Source organism: Pseudomonas sp. WC2, assembly GCF_050586545.1.
Taxonomy (GTDB): Bacteria; Pseudomonadota; Gammaproteobacteria; order Pseudomonadales; family Pseudomonadaceae; genus Aquipseudomonas.
Map to the genome: position 1 here is coordinate 119,882 of NZ_JBOBDR010000006.1, position 17,304 is coordinate 137,185.

General features: G+C 60.4%; 17 protein-coding genes. 6 read left to right on the plus strand and 11 right to left on the minus strand.

The window, feature by feature from the left end; all coding sequences use genetic code 11:
- Window positions 1–34: 34 nt before the first annotated feature.
- Together ACQ4OE_RS09325 and ACQ4OE_RS09330 are read left to right on the plus strand one after the other, a co-directional pair.
- Window positions 35–1,255 carry a putative DNA modification/repair radical SAM protein gene (locus ACQ4OE_RS09325; RefSeq protein ID WP_430946458.1) on the plus strand — a complete coding sequence of 407 codons (1,221 nt, stop codon included), beginning with the start codon at window positions 35–37 and terminating at the stop codon, window positions 1,253–1,255.
- Window positions 1,252–2,073, plus strand: a complete 822-nt coding sequence (locus ACQ4OE_RS09330) for a TIGR03915 family putative DNA repair protein (protein WP_430946459.1) — start codon at window positions 1,252–1,254, stop codon at window positions 2,071–2,073. The genes ACQ4OE_RS09325 and ACQ4OE_RS09330 overlap by 4 nt, the downstream gene beginning before the upstream one ends.
- A 72-nt stretch (window positions 2,074–2,145) precedes the next feature.
- On the opposite strand, the gene ACQ4OE_RS09335 is transcribed toward ACQ4OE_RS09330, so the two are convergent.
- The 5 genes from ACQ4OE_RS09335 to ACQ4OE_RS09355 all read right to left on the minus strand — a co-directional run bounded on the left by ACQ4OE_RS09335 (window position 2,146) and on the right by ACQ4OE_RS09355 (window position 8,361).
- The gene (locus ACQ4OE_RS09335) at window positions 2,146–3,165 is read right to left on the minus strand and encodes a branched-chain amino acid aminotransferase (protein WP_430946460.1); all 1,020 of its coding nucleotides are present in this window, start codon (window positions 3,163–3,165) and stop codon (window positions 2,146–2,148) included.
- A 247-nt stretch (window positions 3,166–3,412) separates the two neighbouring features.
- Window positions 3,413–4,786: a dihydrolipoyl dehydrogenase gene (gene lpdA / locus ACQ4OE_RS09340; protein WP_430946461.1), complete on the minus strand. Its 1,374-nt coding sequence runs from the start codon at window positions 4,784–4,786 to the stop codon at window positions 3,413–3,415.
- Window positions 4,787–4,793: 7 nt separating this feature from the next.
- Complete coding sequence (locus ACQ4OE_RS09345; protein ID WP_430946462.1) at window positions 4,794–6,065, minus strand: dihydrolipoamide acetyltransferase family protein; 1,272 nt, start codon at window positions 6,063–6,065, stop codon at window positions 4,794–4,796.
- Entirely contained in the window at window positions 6,066–7,124 is a 1,059-nt protein-coding gene (locus ACQ4OE_RS09350) for an alpha-ketoacid dehydrogenase subunit beta (protein WP_008086973.1), read from the minus strand.
- A gap of 1 nt (window position 7,125) precedes the next feature.
- Window positions 7,126–8,361, minus strand: coding sequence for a 3-methyl-2-oxobutanoate dehydrogenase (2-methylpropanoyl-transferring) subunit alpha (locus tag ACQ4OE_RS09355; RefSeq protein WP_122590146.1), 1,236 nt, complete (start codon window positions 8,359–8,361; stop codon window positions 7,126–7,128).
- A 185-nt stretch (window positions 8,362–8,546) separates the two neighbouring features.
- Between ACQ4OE_RS09355 and bkdR the strand changes: the two genes are divergently transcribed.
- On the plus strand, window positions 8,547–9,035 hold the full coding sequence (gene bkdR / locus ACQ4OE_RS09360) for a Bkd operon transcriptional regulator BkdR (RefSeq protein WP_008059350.1): 489 nt from the start codon (window positions 8,547–8,549) through the stop codon (window positions 9,033–9,035).
- Window positions 9,036–9,109: 74 nt separating this feature from the next.
- Here the strand turns inward: bkdR and ACQ4OE_RS09365 are convergent, their stop codons facing one another.
- On the minus strand, window positions 9,110–9,973 hold the full coding sequence (locus tag ACQ4OE_RS09365) for an MBL fold metallo-hydrolase (protein ID WP_430946463.1): 864 nt from the start codon (window positions 9,971–9,973) through the stop codon (window positions 9,110–9,112).
- Window positions 9,974–10,064: 91 nt separating this feature from the next.
- On the opposite strand from ACQ4OE_RS09365, the gene ACQ4OE_RS09370 reads away from it, so the two are divergent.
- The 3 genes from ACQ4OE_RS09370 to ACQ4OE_RS09380 all read left to right on the plus strand — a co-directional run bounded on the left by ACQ4OE_RS09370 (window position 10,065) and on the right by ACQ4OE_RS09380 (window position 12,541).
- Window positions 10,065–10,406 (plus strand): ArsR/SmtB family transcription factor, encoded by a 342-nt coding sequence (locus ACQ4OE_RS09370; RefSeq protein ID WP_422607035.1) that lies wholly within the window; start codon window positions 10,065–10,067, stop codon window positions 10,404–10,406.
- Between the two features lie 80 nt (window positions 10,407–10,486).
- Window positions 10,487–11,731, plus strand: a complete 1,245-nt coding sequence (locus tag ACQ4OE_RS09375) for an FAD-dependent oxidoreductase (protein ID WP_430946464.1) — start codon at window positions 10,487–10,489, stop codon at window positions 11,729–11,731.
- A gap of 9 nt (window positions 11,732–11,740) precedes the next feature.
- Complete coding sequence (locus ACQ4OE_RS09380) at window positions 11,741–12,541, plus strand: sulfite exporter TauE/SafE family protein (protein ID WP_122590140.1); 801 nt, start codon at window positions 11,741–11,743, stop codon at window positions 12,539–12,541.
- A gap of 44 nt (window positions 12,542–12,585) precedes the next feature.
- Here ACQ4OE_RS09380 and ACQ4OE_RS09385 read toward each other — a convergent pair whose 3' ends face one another.
- The 5 genes from ACQ4OE_RS09385 to ACQ4OE_RS09405 form a co-directional block, all read right to left on the minus strand.
- On the minus strand, window positions 12,586–13,866 hold the full coding sequence (locus ACQ4OE_RS09385) for a TRAP transporter large permease (RefSeq protein WP_122590138.1): 1,281 nt from the start codon (window positions 13,864–13,866) through the stop codon (window positions 12,586–12,588).
- On the minus strand, window positions 13,866–14,393 hold the full coding sequence (locus ACQ4OE_RS09390; protein ID WP_122590136.1) for a TRAP transporter small permease: 528 nt from the start codon (window positions 14,391–14,393) through the stop codon (window positions 13,866–13,868). Before ACQ4OE_RS09390 ends, ACQ4OE_RS09385 begins: the two co-directional genes overlap by 1 nt.
- Before the next feature lie 79 nt (window positions 14,394–14,472).
- Window positions 14,473–15,444, minus strand: coding sequence for a TRAP transporter substrate-binding protein (locus ACQ4OE_RS09395; RefSeq protein WP_008087215.1), 972 nt, complete (start codon window positions 15,442–15,444; stop codon window positions 14,473–14,475).
- A 56-nt stretch (window positions 15,445–15,500) separates the two neighbouring features.
- A complete protein-coding gene (locus ACQ4OE_RS09400) occupies window positions 15,501–16,394 on the minus strand; it encodes an SMP-30/gluconolactonase/LRE family protein (protein ID WP_430946465.1) in 894 nt (297 codons plus the stop codon).
- A gap of 30 nt (window positions 16,395–16,424) precedes the next feature.
- Complete coding sequence (locus tag ACQ4OE_RS09405; RefSeq protein ID WP_122590133.1) at window positions 16,425–17,249, minus strand: NAD-dependent epimerase/dehydratase family protein; 825 nt, start codon at window positions 17,247–17,249, stop codon at window positions 16,425–16,427.
- Window positions 17,250–17,304: the final 55 nt, after the last annotated feature.

Below are 17,304 nucleotides of genomic sequence, written 5' to 3' on the forward strand. Positions count from 1 at the left end.
ATACTGTATATCCACACAGTAAAGGGCCCGCGCCATGCAAATCATCGACAAGCTGAGCATTCTCGCCGACGCCGCCAAGTACGACGCGTCCTGCGCGAGCAGCGGTGCGCCCAAGCGCAGCTCCGAGGGCAAGAGCGGCCTCGGTTCGACTGATGGCATGGGCATTTGCCACAGCTATACGCCGGATGGGCGTTGCGTGTCGTTGTTGAAAATTTTGCTGACCAATTTTTGCCTCTACGATTGCCAATACTGCGTCAATCGCCGCTCCAGCGATGTGCCGCGTGCCCGTTTCACCCCCGAAGAAGTGGTGACGCTGACCCTGGATTTCTATCGGCGCAACTGCGTCAGCGGGCTGTTCCTCAGTTCGGGCATCATTCGCTCGGCGGACTACACCATGGAACAACTGGTGCGGGTGGCGAAGCTGTTGCGCGAAGAGCATGAGTTTCGCGGCTACATCCATCTCAAGACCATTCCGGATGCCGACCCGGCGTTGATCGAGGAAGCCGGGCGCTACGCCGACCGCTTGAGCGTCAACATCGAACTGCCCACCGATGCCAGCCTGCAAACCCTGGCACCGGAGAAAGACATTGGCTCGATCAAGCAGGCGATGAATACCATCTACACCGGTGTGCAAACGGTGCTCAACGAACCCCGTTCGGCGAAGTTCGCGCCTGCCGGGCAGAGTACACAAATGATCGTCGGCGCCGATGACACCGACGACAGCACGATCTTGCACAGTGCCCAGTCGCTGTATGGCAACTTCCGTTTGCGCCGCGTTTACTATTCGGCGTTCAGCCCGATCCCCGACAGCCCGAAAAGTGTGCCGCTGGCCGCGCCGCCACTGATGCGCGAACACCGTTTGTATCAGGCGGATTTCCTCTTGCGCAGCTACGGCTACCGCGCCGATGAGCTGCTCAAGGGTCCGGGCAATCTGGCGTTGGACATCGACCCGAAACTGGCGTGGGCGTTGCAGAATCGTGAGGTGTTTCCACTGGATCTGAACCGCGCCGAAGCGTCGCTGATCGCACGCATTCCCGGCATCGGTCTACGTACCACCGAACGTCTGGTCGAACTGCGCCGGCAACGGAAGATTCGCTACGAAGATGTCGCGCGCATGCGCTGCGTATTGGCCAAGGCCAAACCGTTCATCATCACCAGCGACTACCACCCGCAGCAAGCTGAAGTGACCAGCCACTTGCTCTACCAGCAATTGCGCGACCGGCCAATGCCGCAGCAGATGGGGTTGTGGGGATGAGCAATCTCGACTGTGACGACCTGTTCGCCACCTGGCGCCAGCAAGCGCGCTGGCTGCTCAGCCATGAGGTCGATCCGAGCCTGGTGAGTTGGGCGTCGGAAGGCGTGGGCGATCTATTTGCCAACGATGATCCGGTGCCGGAAGGGCAAGGCCCGTTTATGGCGAAGATCCCTCGCGTGCTGCTCGATACCTTGGAGCAAGCAGCGCAATACCGCGGCGATCAACGCTGGAGTCTGCTTTACGAGGTGTTGTGGCGCGTCAGCCACGGTGATCGCACGGCAATGATGGCCGGTGACAAGCTCGGTAGCGAGTTGCAGCGGCGGATCAAACAAGTGCGCCGCGAAGCGCATCACTTGCATGCATTTGTGCGGTTTATCGAGCGTCCGTTAACCAGCGCCGGCCCGCAATATGTGGCGTGGCATGAGCCTGCCCATGACATTCTGCACAGCGCCAGCGAGCATTTCGTCGGGCGCATGGGGCAGCATCGCTGGCTGATCGCCACGCCGCGTGACGGGGTTTATTACGATGGCGAACAGTTGATCTACGAGCGCCAGTGCCCGGAGCAATGGCAGCAATTAGCGCAAAACGTCGACGATCCCCATGGCGATTTGTGGTTGACCTACTACAGCCACATCTTCAACCCGGCGCGGTTGAACGAGAAGGTCATGCAGGGTCATTTGCCCGTGCGGTTCTGGAAGAATCTGCCGGAGGGGGAATTGATTCCGGGGTTGATTACCCAGGCGCGGACGGGCAAACAGCAGGATGGTCAGGCGAGCGGGATTGCCAGCCGGGGCGGGAAACGCATTGCGTTGAAATAGAAAATCAAAGATCAAAAAAAGCCCCCCATCGATCACTCGATGGGGGGCTTTTGTGCATCAGCAGCCGTCAAATCAAACCTTGACGATCCAGCCCGCTGGCGCTTCGATGTCGCCGGTCTGCACGCCCGTCAGCTCTTTGTAGAGCTTCTGGGTGACCGGGCCAACTTCGGTCTCGCTGTGGAACACATGCAGATGATCGTTGTAGCTGATGCCACCGATCGGGGTGATCACGGCAGCGGTGCCGCAAGCGCCGGCTTCTTTGAAGTCCGACAGTTTGTCGATCAGCACGTCGCCTTCAATCACTTCCAGCCCCAGACGGGACTTGGCCAGTTCGATCAGCGACAGGCGGGTGATGCCTGGCAGAACGGACGGCGAGTTCGGGGTGATGAACTTATTGTCGTGGGTAATCCCGAAGAAGTTGGCCGAACCGACTTCTTCGATTTTGGTGTGGGTCATCGGGTCGAGGTAGATCGCGTCGGCGAAGTTGGCTTTCTTGGCTTTCGACCCCGGCATCAGGCTGGCCGCGTAGTTGCCGCCGACCTTGGCTGCGCCGGTGCCTTGTGGGGCCGCGCGGTCGTAGCTGGAGATCTGGAAGTTATGCGGGGTCAGGCCGCCCTTGAAGTAGGCGCCGACCGGGATGCAGAAGATCGAGAAGATGAACTCGGGTGCAGTGCGCACGCCGATGTTGTCACCCACGCCGATCACGAACGGACGCAGGTACAGCGCGCCGCCAGTGCCGTACGGCGGGATGAAGCGCTCGTTGGCGCGAACCACTTCTTTGCACGCTTCGATGAACTGCTCGGTGTCGACTGTCGGCATCAGCAGACGCGCGCAACTGCGTTGCATACGCAGGGCGTTCTGGTCCGGGCGGAACAGGTTGATCGAGCCGTCCTTGCAACGATAGGCCTTCATGCCTTCGAAGCACTGCTGACCATAGTGAAGGGCAGTCGAGCCTTCGCTGATGTGCAGCACGTTGTCTTCGGTCAGGGTGCCTTTGTCCCACTGGCCATCGCGAAAGTACGACAGATAGCGCTTGTCGGTCTTGATGTAGTCAAAACCCAGCTTGTCCCAATTGATGCTTTCGTTACCCATGACACCCTCTATCACTGAACAACCGTCGAAACGGTTCAAGGCTTCTGACGTTTTTTGGATGGGCACAACAATACTTCATTCTTGAGCGGTTTCGCAGCCGGAATTCGCTCCACTGATCGTTCCCATGCTTGATGGTTCCTACGCTCTGCGTGGGAATGCCTCATCGGACGCTCCGCGTTCGGCTTTTGGGACGCAGAGCGTCCCCTGCTGCATTCCCACGCAGAGCGTGGGAACGATCAACCGCCCATCACATATGCAACGCATGCCCGAGAGCACGCAACGCCGCTTCCTGCACCGCTTCGCCCAAGGTCGGATGCGCATGAATGGTGCCGCCGATGTCTTCCAGCCGCGCGCCCATTTCCAGGCTTTGCGCGAACGCGGTCGACAACTCCGACACGCCAACGCCCACCGCCTGCCAACCGACGATCACATGGTTGTCCCGACGAGCGACCACGCGCACGAAGCCGCTTTTCGATTCCAGGGTCATCGCTCGCCCATTGGCAGCGAACGGGAAACTGGAAACGATGCAGTCCAGCCCCGCAGCCTTGGCCTCGTCCGGCGTCTTGCCGACCACCACGAGCTCCGGGTCGGTAAAGCACACCGCAGCAATCGCGGTCGGGTTGAATTCGCGGGTTTTACCGCTGATCAGCTCGGCAACCATTTCGCCTTGAGCCATCGCGCGATGGGCCAGCATCGGTTCGCCGCTCAAGTCGCCGATGGCGTAGACGTTGCGCATGCTGGTCTGGCAACGACTGTCGATCTTGATCGCCGAGCCGTTCATGTCCAGATTCAGCGCTTCGAGGTTCCAGCCCTGGGTATTCGGTTTGCGACCGACGGCGACCAACACCTGATCGGTTTCCAGGTTCAGGGTTTCGCCCTCAGGATCGCGCACCTGCAACGTGCCGTCGAAACCCAGCACGCTGTGCTTGAGGTACAGCTTCACACCCAGTTGTTTCAGCGCGTCGTGCACCGGTTGCGTCAGTTCAGCGTCGTAGGCCGGCAGGATACGATCCTGCGCCTCGACCACACTGACGTCAGCGCCGAGCTTGCGATACGCGATGCCCAGCTCCAGACCAATGTAACCACCGCCGACCACCACCAGACGTTTCGGCACTGATTTCGGCGCCAGCGCTTCGGTGGAAGAGATGATCGGCCCGCCAATCGGCAGGATCGGCAGATTGACGCTGGTCGAACCGGTGGCCAGCACCAGGTGCTCGCACTGAATGCGCGTGTCGCCGACATCGACAGTTTTGCCGTCGATGACTTTGGCCCAGCCGTTGATGACCTGAACCTTGTTTTTCTTCAGCAGGGCGGCCACGCCAGAGGTCAGGCGATCAACGATGCCGTCCTTCCATTCGACGCTTTTTGTGATGTCGAGGGTAGGGGCGGAAACGCTGATGCCCAGCGCCGAATGCTGGTTGTGATGCTGGGTCTGGTGGAATTGCTCAGCCACATGGATCAGCGCTTTCGACGGGATGCAGCCGATGTTCAGGCAGGTGCCGCCCAGCGACTGGCCTTCGACCAGAATCGTCGCAATGCCCAGTTGCCCGGCGCGGATCGCCGTCACATAACCGCCAGGGCCGCCGCCGATGATCAGCAGCGTGGTGTTCAGAGATTGCATGCGCGCCTTACTCCACAAACAAAGTGGCAGGTTGTTCGATCAGGCCACGGATGGCCTGGATGAAGAGTGCCGCGTCCATGCCGTCGACCACGCGGTGATCGAAGGAGCTGGAGAGGTTCATCATCTTGCGGATCACCACTTGGCCTTTGACGACCATTGGCCGTTCGACGATTTTGTTGACGCCGACGATCGCCACTTCCGGCAGGTTCAGCACGGGTGTGCTGACGATGCCGCCCAGCGCACCGAGGCTGGTCAGGGTGATGGTCGAGCCGGACAGCTCGTCGCGGCTGGCCTTGCCATTGCGTGCGGCGTTGGCCAGACGCGAGATTTCCGTAGCGCTGTCCCACAGGCTGCGCGCCTCGGCGTGACGCACCACCGGCACCATCAGGCCGACATCGCTCTGGGTGGCGACGCCGACATGCACGGCGCCAAGGCGAGTGATGACCTGGGCTTCGTCGTCGTAACGGGCGTTGATTTGCGGGAAGTCGCGCAGGGCGACGACCAAGGCGCGGACGAGGAACGGCAGCAAGGTCAACTTGCCACGGCTGGCCCCGTGTTTTTCATTCAGATGCGCGCGCAGTTCTTCAATCGCGGTGACATCGATTTCTTCGACATAACTGAAGTGGGCGGCGCGCTGGGTAGCATCCTGCATGCGCTGGGCGATCTTGCGGCGCATGCCGATCACTTGAATCTGTTCTTCGTCATTACGCTGGGCGTAAGCAGCGCCCACCGGCGCCGAGGCGTTGGACTGACCTTGCGCCAGATAGGCCTCGAGGTCTTCGTGCAACACACGACCGGCCGGACCGGATCCGCGCACCAGACGCAATTGAATGCCCAGATCCAGCGCGTGTTTGCGCACGGCCGGAGAGGCGAGCGGGCGTTCGTCTGCTTCGCGAGCCACCATCGGGCCTTGGCAAACGGCAGCCGGACGCGGGGCGGCTGGAGCAGGTTTGCTCTCGACAACCGCTTCAGCTTTCGGCGCGGCCGGCGCCTCTTTAACCGGCGCGGGGGCGGCGGACTCTTTCAGGTTACCGGCACCCTCAACCTCAATGCTGATCAGCACACTGCCAACCGCCATCACTTCACCCGGCTGACCGCCAAGTGCAATCACCTTGCCATGCACCGGCGATGGAATATCGACCATCGCCTTGTCGGTCATCACGTCCGCCAGCACCTGATCTTCAACGACCAGATCGCCAACCTTGACGTGCCACTGCGACAGTTCTACTTCTGCGATGCCTTCGCCGATGTCCGGCATCTTGATAACGTGCGTGCCCATTCAGACCTCCATAACCCGTTTCAACGCCGCGCCCACTCGGGACGGCCCTGGGAAATACGCCCACTCCTGCGCGTGCGGGTAGGGGGTGTCCCAACCGGTGACGCGTTCGATCGGCGCTTCCAGGTGATGGAAGCAATGCTCTTGCACCAGCGACACCAGCTCGGCGCCGAAACCGCAGGTGCGCGTGGCTTCGTGAACCACCACGCAGCGGCCGGTTTTCTTCACCGACTTGACGATGGTTTCCAGGTCCAGCGGCCACAGGCTGCGCAGGTCGATGACTTCGGCATCCACGCCGCTTTCTTCGGCAGCGACTTGCGAGACGTACACGGTGGTGCCGTAGGTCAGCACGGTCACGTCCTTGCCCGGACGGGTGATGGCGGCAACGTCCAGCGGCACGGTGTAGTAACCGTCCGGAACCTGCGCTTGCGGGTGTTTCGACCACGGCGTTACCGGACGGTCGTGATGGCCGTCGAATGGGCCGTTGTACAGGCGTTTCGGCTCAAGGAAGATCACCGGGTCATCGTTTTCGATGGAGGCGATCAGCAGGCCTTTGGCGTCATACGGGTTGGATGGCATGACAGTGCGCAGACCGCAGACCTGAGTGAACATCGCCTCGATGCTCTGGCTGTGGGTCTGGCCGCCGTAGATGCCGCCGCCGCAAGGCATGCGCAGGGTCATCGGCGCAGTGAACTCGCCGGCCGAGCGATAGCGCAGGCGCGCCGCTTCGGAAATGATCTGGTCAGACGCCGGGTAAACGTAGTCAGCAAACTGGATCTCGGCGACAGGACGCAAACCGTAGGCGCCCATGCCCACGGCAACGCCGACGATGCCGCTTTCCGAGATCGGCGCATCGAATACGCGCGAAGCGCCGTACTTGGTCTGCAGGCCTTCGGTGCAACGGAACACGCCGCCGAAATAGCCGACGTCCTGACCGAACACCACCACGTTATCGTCACGCTCAAGCATCACATCCATGGCCGAGCGCAGGGCCTGGATCATGGTCATGGTGGTCGTGGTCATGGCGGTTTCCAACTGAATATTGTTGTTGTGATCGTTCATGTCAGATCCCCAACTGCTGACGCTGGCGCTTCAAGTGCTCCGGCATCTCTTTGTAGACGTCTTCGAACATGGTCGCGGCGCTTGGAATCTGGCCGCCGGCGAGGGTGCCGTACTGTTCGGCCTGTTTCTGCGCGGCAATCACTTCGGCTTCGAGTTCAGCGCTGACGGCGGCGTGCTCTTCGTCCGACCAGTGGCCGACCTTGATCAGGTGCTGTTTCAGGCGCGCAATCGGGTCGCCAAGCGGGAAGTGGCTCCAGTCATCGGCAGGGCGGTACTTCGACGGATCGTCGGAAGTTGAGTGCGGGCCGGCGCGATAGGTGACCCATTCGATCATGGTCGGGCCGAGGTTGCGGCGGGCGCGTTCGGCTGCCCAGGCAGAGGCGGCGTAGACCGCGTAGAAATCGTTGCCGTCAACGCGCAGCGAAGCGATGCCGCAACCGACGCCGCGTCCGGCGAAGGTGGTGGCTTCACCACCGGCAATTGCCTGGAAGGTCGAGATTGCCCACTGGTTGTTGACCACGTTGAGGATCACCGGCGCGCGGTAAACGTGAGCGAAGGTGAGGGCAGTGTGGAAGTCCGATTCGGCGGTAGCACCATCACCGATCCACGCCGAGGCGATTTTCGTGTCGCCCTTGATCGCCGAGGCCATGCCCCAGCCGACCGCTTGAATGAACTGAGTGGCGAGGTTGCCGGAAATGGTGAAGAAACCAGCCTCCTTGACCGAGTACATGATCGGCAACTGACGGCCCTTGAGCGGATCGCGCTCGTTCGACAGCAGTTGGCAGATCAGGTCGACCAGTGGCACTTCGCGGGCCATCAGAATGCTTTGCTGGCGGTAGGTCGGAAAGCACATGTCGTCGATGTTGAGGGCCAAGGCCTGAGCACTGCCAATGGCTTCTTCGCCGAGGCTTTGCATGTAGAACGACATCTTTTTCTGACGCTGGGCGACCACCATGCGGTTGTCGTAGATGCGCGTCTTGAGCATGGCGCGCATGCCTTTGCGCAGGATCTCGACGGGGACGTTTTCAGCCCATGGGCCGAGGGCGTTGCCCTGATCGTCGAGCACGCGGATCAAGCCTCGGGCGAGGTCGGCGGTGTCAGCCGGTTCTACATCGACGGGAGGTTTGCGCACCGTACCGGCATCGGTCAGATGCAGGTAGGAAAAATCGGTTTTGCAGCCTGGACGGCCCGAGGGTTCAGGGACGTGCAGACGCAGCGGTTCATACGCTTGGGTCATGGCTTCTACGCTCGATCTTGTGAATTTCTTGTAGTGAGCTGGCAGTCATTCTTCGGTAGAAGAAATCTTGTCCTACAACAATCATAGGCCCGGCCAAGAAGAATATTTATCTCTGTTTCGTTGCGCTGGCGATCATTTGCAGATAGAAATTCTGCATAAACATAAAAAACAGGTGGTTTTGTCTCATGCGCAAACTGGACCGTACCGACATCGGCATTCTCAACAGCCTTCAGGAGAACGCGCGCATCACCAACGCTGACCTCGCGCGTTCGGTAAACCTGTCGCCAACGCCGTGCTTCAATCGGGTGAAAGCGATGGAGGAATTGGGCCTGATTCGCGAGCAGGTGACACTGCTGGATGCCGATCTGCTGGGGCTGCACGTGAACGTGTTCATTCACGTCAGCCTGGAGAAACAGGTCGAGGAGGCGCTGCAGCATTTCGAAGAGGCTATTTCCGATCGCCCTGAGGTGATGGAGTGCTATTTGATGGCGGGCGATCCGGATTATCTGATCCGCGTGTTGGTGCCGACGATTCAGTCGCTGGAACGCTTCATGATGGATTTCCTCACCAAGGTTCCCGGTGTGGCGAATATCCGGTCGAGCTTTGCGCTTAAGCAGGTGCGCTATAAAACCGCGCTGCCGCTGCCGGCGAATGGATTGACGTTGGGCACCTGACCTGCTGATCGTTCCTACGCAGAGCGTGGGGAACGATCAATGTAGGAGCTGCCGCGGGCTGCGATCTTTTGACGTTAGAGCTTATTGATCGGGATCTTCAGGTAAACCACGCCATTGTCCTCAGCCGCCGGCAGATTCCCCGCCCGCACATTCACCTGAATCGCCGGCAGCAGCAATGTCGGCATGCCCAGCCCGGCATCACGCTTCGTGCGCATCTCGACAAACGCTGCTTCATCAACCCCGTCATGCACATGGATATTGCTTTTGCGCTGCTCGCCCACGGTGCTCTGGCACTGCGGCTCGCGGCCCTCTGGCGGGTAGTCGTGGCAAACGTAAAGCTTCACGCCGGCCGGGAAGGCCAACAGTTTATGAATGGAATTGAACAACTGATGCGCGTTGCCACCGGGAAAGTCGCAGCGCGCCGTGCCGACGTCGGGCATGAACAATGTGTCGCCGACCAGGATCTGCTCGCCATCAATCAGATAAGCCATGTCCGCGGGTGTGTGCCCGGGGACGTGCAGGGCGGTGGCTTTCAGATTGCCGATCCTGAACGATTCGTTCGGCGCGAACAGGTGATCGAACTGCGAGCCATCGACGCAGAACTCCGGCTCCAGATTGAACAGCGTCTTGAACACGTTTTGCACTTTGCTGATCGATTCACCGATGGCGATCTTGCCCCCCAGTTCTCGGCGCAGATAAGGCGCGGCGGACAGGTGATCGGCGTGGGCGTGGGTTTCCAGCAGCCACTGCACTTGCAAGTTGTGGGCGCGAACGAAAGCGATGATCTTGTTGGCCTGCGCGGTGCAGGTGCGGCCGGCGGCGCCGTCGTAATCGAGCACCGGATCGACGATTGCACATTGCCCGCCGTCGTCTTCATAGACCACATAGCTGTAGGTCGAGGAGGCGGGGTCGAGGAACGATTCAATCTGCGCGGGCATGGACACCAACCTGAACGAGGAAAATGGGTTGCAACACTTTATCTAAAAACATAATGTTCGTAGCTTAAGTGACCTTGAAGGCATCGTGCAAATGCAATCCAGTCTGACCGAATGTGAAGTCGCCCAACTGCGCGCCTCGGCCTCCAAGGCCTGCGCTTTGCTCAAGGCCCTGGCCAATGAGGATCGCCTGCTGATCCTGTGTCAACTGACTCAGGGCGAACGCAACGTCGGCGAACTGGAAAAGATGACCGGCGTACGCCAGCCGACGCTGTCCCAGCAATTGGGCATTTTGCGTGACGAAGGGTTGGTCGCGACCCGTCGTGAAGGGAAATACATTTTCTACGGCCTCGCCAGTCACGAAGTGATTCAAGTGATGAAGACGCTGTCGGGGCTTTATTGCGGGGCGGTACTCAAGAGCTGGGAATTGCAATAAATGCCGGCCTATACACCACTCCAATGTGGGATTTGAGTTTCAGCTAGAAAAATCCTTGCGTGCAGTAAAAGGAACAAGCAATGAACGATCAACACTGGGGCCCATCCATCAGTGCGGACATCGTGGTCATCGGCGGCGGCACTGCCGGCATCGGCTTCGTCGCCAGTCTGCTCAAGCGTGATCCGCACCTGAACATCACGGTCATCGAGCCGAGCACTCACCATTACTACCAACCGGCGTGGACACTAGTTGGCGGTGGCGCCTACGACGTGAAAGACACCGTCCGGCCGATGGCTAAAGTACTGCCGCGCCAAGCCACTTGGGTGCAAGCCGCTGTCACCGGCATCGATCCCGACAATAAACAACTCACCCTCAACGACGAGCGCACGGTCAGCTACCAGAACCTGATCGTCTGCCCCGGTCTGCGTCTGGCTTGGGAGAAAATCGAAGGTTTGCAGGAAAGCCTCGGCCAGCACGGCGTCACCTCCAACTACAGCTATCAGCACGCGCAATACACCTGGGATCAGGTACAGAAACTGCGCGGCGGCACAGCACTGTTCACTCAGCCGGCAATGCCGATCAAGTGCGCCGGCGCGCCGCAAAAAGCCCTGTACCTGTCTTGCGATCACTGGCTCAAAAGCGGCGTACTGAACCATATCAACGTCGAATTCAATCTGGCCGGCGCCGCGCTGTTCGGTGTGCCGACGTTCGTCCCGCCGTTGATGAAGTACATCGAAAAGTACAACGCACAGTTGGCGTTCAATTCGAACCTGGTCAAGGTCGACGGCCCGGCGAAAACCGCGTGGTTCGAGATCAAGGACGCCGACGGCAACGTCATCCGCGAGGCGAAAAGCTTCGATCTGCTCCACGTAGTACCGCCCCAGGTTTCGCCGGATTTCATCGCACAAAGTCTGTTGGCCGACGCCGCCGGCTGGTGCGAAGTCAATCCGCACAGCCTGCAGCATCCGCGTTATGCCGAGGTGTTCGCCCTCGGCGACATCTGCGGCACCAGTAACGCGAAAACCGCGGCGGCGGTGCGCAAGCAAGTCGTGGTGGTCGCGGAAAACCTGCTGGCCCTGCGTAAGCAACAACCGCTGCCGCTGAAGTACGACGGTTACGGTTCCTGCCCGCTGACGGTGGAAAAGGGCAAGGTGATCCTCGCCGAATTCGGCTATGCCGGGAAGTTGCTGCCGACCTTTCCACTGGACCCGACCGTGGCGCGGCGTTCGGCGTGGTTGCTCAAGGCGACGTTGCTGCCGTGGTTCTACTGGAACGGCATGCTCAAGGGCCGTGAGTGGCTGACTGGTCTGTCCAAGGTCGACTGAGAAAACCCTATGTTGCTGGCAAGTCTGTTTGGCGTGGTGATGGGGTTGGTCCTCGGTTTGACCGGGGCCGGTGGCGGCATTCTCGCCGTGCCGGCGCTGGTACTCGGCCTTGGCTGGACCATGACGCAAGCGGCGCCAGTCGCGTTGTTTGCGGTCGGCAGTGCGGCGGCGGTTGGCGCTATCGATGGTTTGCGGCATGGCCTGGTGCGCTATCGTGCGGCGCTGTTGATTGCGGCGCTGGGCGCGGTGTTTTCGCCGTTGGGGATCTACTTCGCGCACCAGTTGCCGGAAAAAATCCTGATGATCCTGTTCAGTCTGCTGATGGTCATGGTCGCCTGGCGCATGTTGCGCCGCGAGCGTCAGCAGCAAGGGCCGAGCGATCACGGTCACGCCAGTTGGGGCCAGAAGAACTGCATGCTCAACGAAGACACCGGGCGATTTGACTGGACCGCCAAATGCACCGCGACCCTGGCCGCATTAGGCGCGATTACTGGCGTGGTGTCCGGACTGCTCGGCGTCGGTGGCGGGTTCTTGATTGTGCCGGCGTTCAAGCAACTGACCGATGTGCAGATGCGCGGCATCGTCGCGACCTCGCTGATGGTGATCAGTCTGATTTCAGCGATTGGCGTGATCGGCTCGTTTCACGCCGGTGTGCGGATTGACGGGCAGGGCGCGGCGTTCATCGTGGCCAGCGTTGTCGGCATGATCATCGGCCGCAAGCTGTGCGCGCGGGTGCCGGCGCGGGCATTACAGGTGGGGTTTGCCAGCGTCTGTCTGGTGGTGGCGGGGTATATGTTGTTGCGGGCGTAAAGCAAAAATCGCAGCCCGTTAAGGGCTGCGATTTGTTCGACGGCTTACAACACCAGATGCGGCAACCACAGCGAAATCGCCGGAATGTAGGTCACCAGCATCAACACCAGGAACAGCACCGCGTAAAACGGCAGCAGCGCCTTCACTGTGCTCTCGATACTGACTTTGCCCACCGCCGAACCGACAAACAACACCGCGCCCACCGGCGGCGTTATCAGTCCGATCCCCAGGTTTACCAGCATGATCATGCCGAACTGAACCGGATCGACGCCGATGCCGAGAATCACCGGCATCAGGATCGGCGTGAGGATCAGGATCAGCGGCGCCATGTCCATCACCGTGCCGAGCAACAGCAGCATGACGTTGATGCACATCAGGATCACATAGCGGTTGTCCGACAGGGTCAGGAACGCTGTGGTGATTTTCGCCGGGATCTGCATCAGGGTCATGATGTAGCCGAAGCTTGCGGCGAAACCGATCAGGATCATCACGATCGAAATCGTCCGCACCGTGCGGTGCATCAGCTTCGGCAGTTCACTCCACTTGTAGTCGCGGTAGATGAACATGGTGACGAAGAACGCCCAGAGCACGGCAATCGCTGCCGACTCGGTCGCGGTGAAAATCCCGGAGAGAATCCCGCCGAGGATGATCACCATCGCCATCAGCCCCCACAGCGCTTCGCCGCAGATTTTCAGCGCCTCACGCAGCGGAATGACTTCGCCTTTCGGGTAGTCGCGTTTGCGCGCGAAGATCAGGCACAGCACCATCAGGCACGCGCTCATCAACAGGCCCGGAACCACGCCGGCCATGAACAGCGAAGCGATGGACACGGTGCCGCCGGCCGCCAGCGAGTAGAGCACCGAGTTGTGGCTCGGCGGTGTCAGCAAAGCCTGCACCGAACCGCTGACGGTCACCGCCGTGGAGAAATCGCGCGGATAGCCTTTGCGTTCCATTTCCGGAATCAGCACCGAACCCACCGATGCGGTGTCCGCCACCGATGAACCAGAGATCGCGCCGAAAAACGTCGAGGCCATGATGTTGACCAGCGACAGCCCGCCACGCACGAAGCCCACCAACACTCCGGCAAATGCGACCAGCCGCCGCGACATGCCGCCCTCGGCCATGATCGCCCCGGCCAGCACGAAGAACGGGATCGCCAGCAGCGAGAACTTGTTTACCCCGCCCGCGACCTGAATCATCAAGGCCTGAAACGGAATGTCGATCCACCACGCGCCAATCAGCGCCGACAGCCCGAGAGCGTAGGCGACCGGCATGCCGATCAGGATCAATGCGATAAAACTGCCCAGCAGAATCAATGCGTCCATCAGGCGGCCCCTTCGCTTTCTTCAACCAGATCGAACCGCACAACCCGACGGTTGCTCTGGTCGCCAAACATGAGTTTTTCCAGCACGAACACCAGTGTCAGCGCGCCGCCAACCGGGATCGGCATGTACGTGATGCCGACGCGCAAGGTTGGCAGGGCGCTCATGAACTGGTTCCAGGTCGAGGCGCACAGCTTGGCCCCCCAAATGGTCATGAAGAGGCACACCGTGGCCATCAGTAATTGCGAGACGATGCTCATGGTTCTGCGCAGGTTCGGTGGCAAGCGGTCGGTGACCATCGCCACTGCCATGTGCGCACCAGCGCGATAGCTGGCAGCAGCGCCGATGAAGGTGAAGACCATCATCAGCAGGATCGCGGTCGGCTCCGGCCAGCTCGAGCCGGTGCCGAGGGCGTAACGGGCAAACACGCCCCAGGGAATGATCAGGGCGATCGCCAAGACCGACAGCCCGGCGACCCAGATACAGGTCATGTAGAGAACATCGTTGAGGCGCAGCAGCGAATTCTTCATCGGGTTTCACCGTAACCGGGCAGCCGCAGACGTCAGTGGACGCCAGCGCTGCCGGGCCTTTCATTGAGGGCTTGGAGGGTTACTGCACCGCTTCGATGCGCTTGATCAAATCGGCGTAAGGCGCGCCGTATTTCTCGCGAACCGAGGCAGTGGCCTCGTAGAAGGGTTTCTTGTCGACGGTGATGAACTCGACGCCAGCGGCTTTGAGTTTTTCTTCGCTGCTGGCGGATTTCGCGTCCCACAGCGCGCGTTCTTCAAGCTGCGCAGCCTTGGCGGCTTTCTTCACCAGGGTCTGCTGATCGGGGGTGAGTTTTTCCCACGTGATTTTCGACATCACGATCGGCTCGGGGAGGATCAGGTGCCCGGTCAGGCTGTAGAACTTGGCGTTCTGGAAGTGGTTGTGTTCGAGCAGGGTCGGCGGGTTGTTTTCCGCACCGTCGATGACACCGGTTTGCAGGGCACTGAAGATTTCTCCGGTGTCCATCGCAATGCCGTTGCCGCCCATCGCGTTGATGGTTTCGATGAACATCGGGTTGCCTTGCACGCGGATCTTCATGCCCTTGAGGTCTTCGAGTTTGCGCACCGGTTTCTTGGTGTAGATGTTGCGCGTGCCGCCGTCCATCCACGCCAGGGCCACCAAGCCGAATTCGGAATTGGTAATCCGATCAAGAATCGCATCGCCGACTTCGCCATCGATGACCGCGCGCATGTGCGCCTGGTCACGGAAGATGAATGGCATGTTGAACACGTTCACGTCCGGCACCACCGGCCCGACAATGCCGAGGCTGACGCGGGTCATCTGGATCGCGCCGACCTGCGCTTGCTCGATGACTTCTTTTTCCGAACCGAGCACACCGCCCGGGAAGTATTTGAAGGTGAGGTCGCCGTTGGTTTCCTTGGTCAGGGCTTTGCCCATGCTTTCTTCAGCGACCACGGTGGGATAACCGGCGGGGTGAATGTCGGCGAACTTGATTTCCAGCGCCTGGGCGGCGTTGGCGAGGGAGAAGGCGAGCGGTAAAGCGACGGCGAGCAAGGTGCGTTTGAAGTACATGGGGGGTGAGTCTCCAGTCTTGTTATTGTTGTGTTCAAGGCGCAGCGGTGCAGGTGTTACAGGGAATCGTCAAACAGCGGTTCGGCAAGGCCTCTGACGCCGGGGTTGAGGGCGAACACGCCGCCGGCCAGGGATTGCGGATCGTGGTCATCGCCGGGGCGAATCGAGGTGACGAAAAGGGTGTCCATGCGGCTGCCGCCGAACGCACACATGGTCGGTTTTTTCACCGGCACGGCCAGCGAGAAGTCGAGCCGGCCATCTGGCGCGAAACGGTGGATGAGGCCCGCGTCGTTGGCGCAGATCCAGTAGCAACCTTCGGCGTCCACGGCGGCGCCATCGGGGCGACCGGGGAAGTGATTCATGTCGACGAAGATGCGCCGGTTCGACGGTGTGCCGGTCTCAGTGTCGTAATCGAATGCCCAGATCAATTGCACGTCGGGGTGCGAATCGGACAGGTACAGGGTCTTGCCATCGGGGCTGAAGCCGAGGCCGTTAGGCACGATAAAGCCGTCGAGCTGTGCTTCGATCACGCCAGACTGGCCAGCGCCGTAGCGATAGAGCCGGCCTTCCGGCGCGTTCAGGCCCATGTTCAACACCATGCTGCCGGCCCAGAAGCGACCCTGACGATCGCAGCGGCCATCGTTCAGACGCATGTCGTCGCGGCTGTGCTCGACGCTGGCGAGCAGCTCGCTGTCGAGGCTGCCATCGGTGTGCGGGTGCAAATGAAAGAAGCCGCTTTCCATGCCAGCGATCCAGCCGCCACGGCTGTGGCGGGCGATGCAGGCGAGCATCTGCGGAGTTTTCCAGGCATGTACGTGGCCGGTGTCGGCGCTCCAGCGTTGCAGCCCGCCGTTGGGAATATCGACCCAGTACAGCGCGTTTTCCTGTGCCACCCAGACCGGGCTTTCGCCCACGGCGTTACGGGCGTCGACGATCAATTCGGCTTGCATACTCAATCCCTTGTGTCGTTGTCAGAGTGATCAGTCGCCGAACGGTCCGGCCGCAACGAACGCGCCGCCCTGATAGATCCGCGCCGGGTCATCGGCGGCGGGCATCGGCTGCGCTTCGACTTTTTCGCGGAACACTTCGGAGCTGTCCTTCGCTTCAAAACCGAGGTGGCTGGCGAAGCGGTTGTCCCACCAGACGTCCTTGTTGTCGGACATGCCATACACCACGGTGTGGCCAACGTTGGGCGTGTACAACGAATGTTCGAGCAATTGGGTGAGGTCGTCGAAGCTCAGCCAGGTGTGCATCATTCGACGGTTTTGCGGTTCGGGAAACGAAGAGCCGATGCGGATGCTGACGGTCTCGATTCCGTAGCGATCGAAGTAAAAACTGGCCATGTCTTCGCCGTAGGACTTCGACAATCCGTAGTAGCCGTCAGGGCGTCGGGCGGAACTGGCGTCGAGCGGTTCGTCCTGTTTGTAGAAGCCGATGACGTGGTTGGAACTGGCGAAGATCACTCGCTTTACGCCATGCCGGCGCGCCGCTTCATAGATGTGGAAAACGCCGCAGATGTTGGCACCGAGGATCTCTTCGAACGGTCGCTCAACGGAGACGCCGCCAAAGTGCAGAATCGCGTCGACGCCTTCGACCAGTTGATGCACGGCGTGTTTGTCGGCCAGATCGCAGAGGACGATTTCTTCACGGTCATCGACGACTGGCGAGAGGGCGGCGATGTCGGACAGGCGCAGCACATTGGCGTAAGGACGCAGGCGTTCGCGCAGAACTTTGCCCAGACCACCGGCAGCGCCGGTCAGCAGCAGACGGTTGAACGGGGCGCGGGGAATAGAAGTAGACGTCATGGCAATCCCTTACACGTTTGTTATTAGGTTTGTTGTAGGTTGTCGTATGACTGCG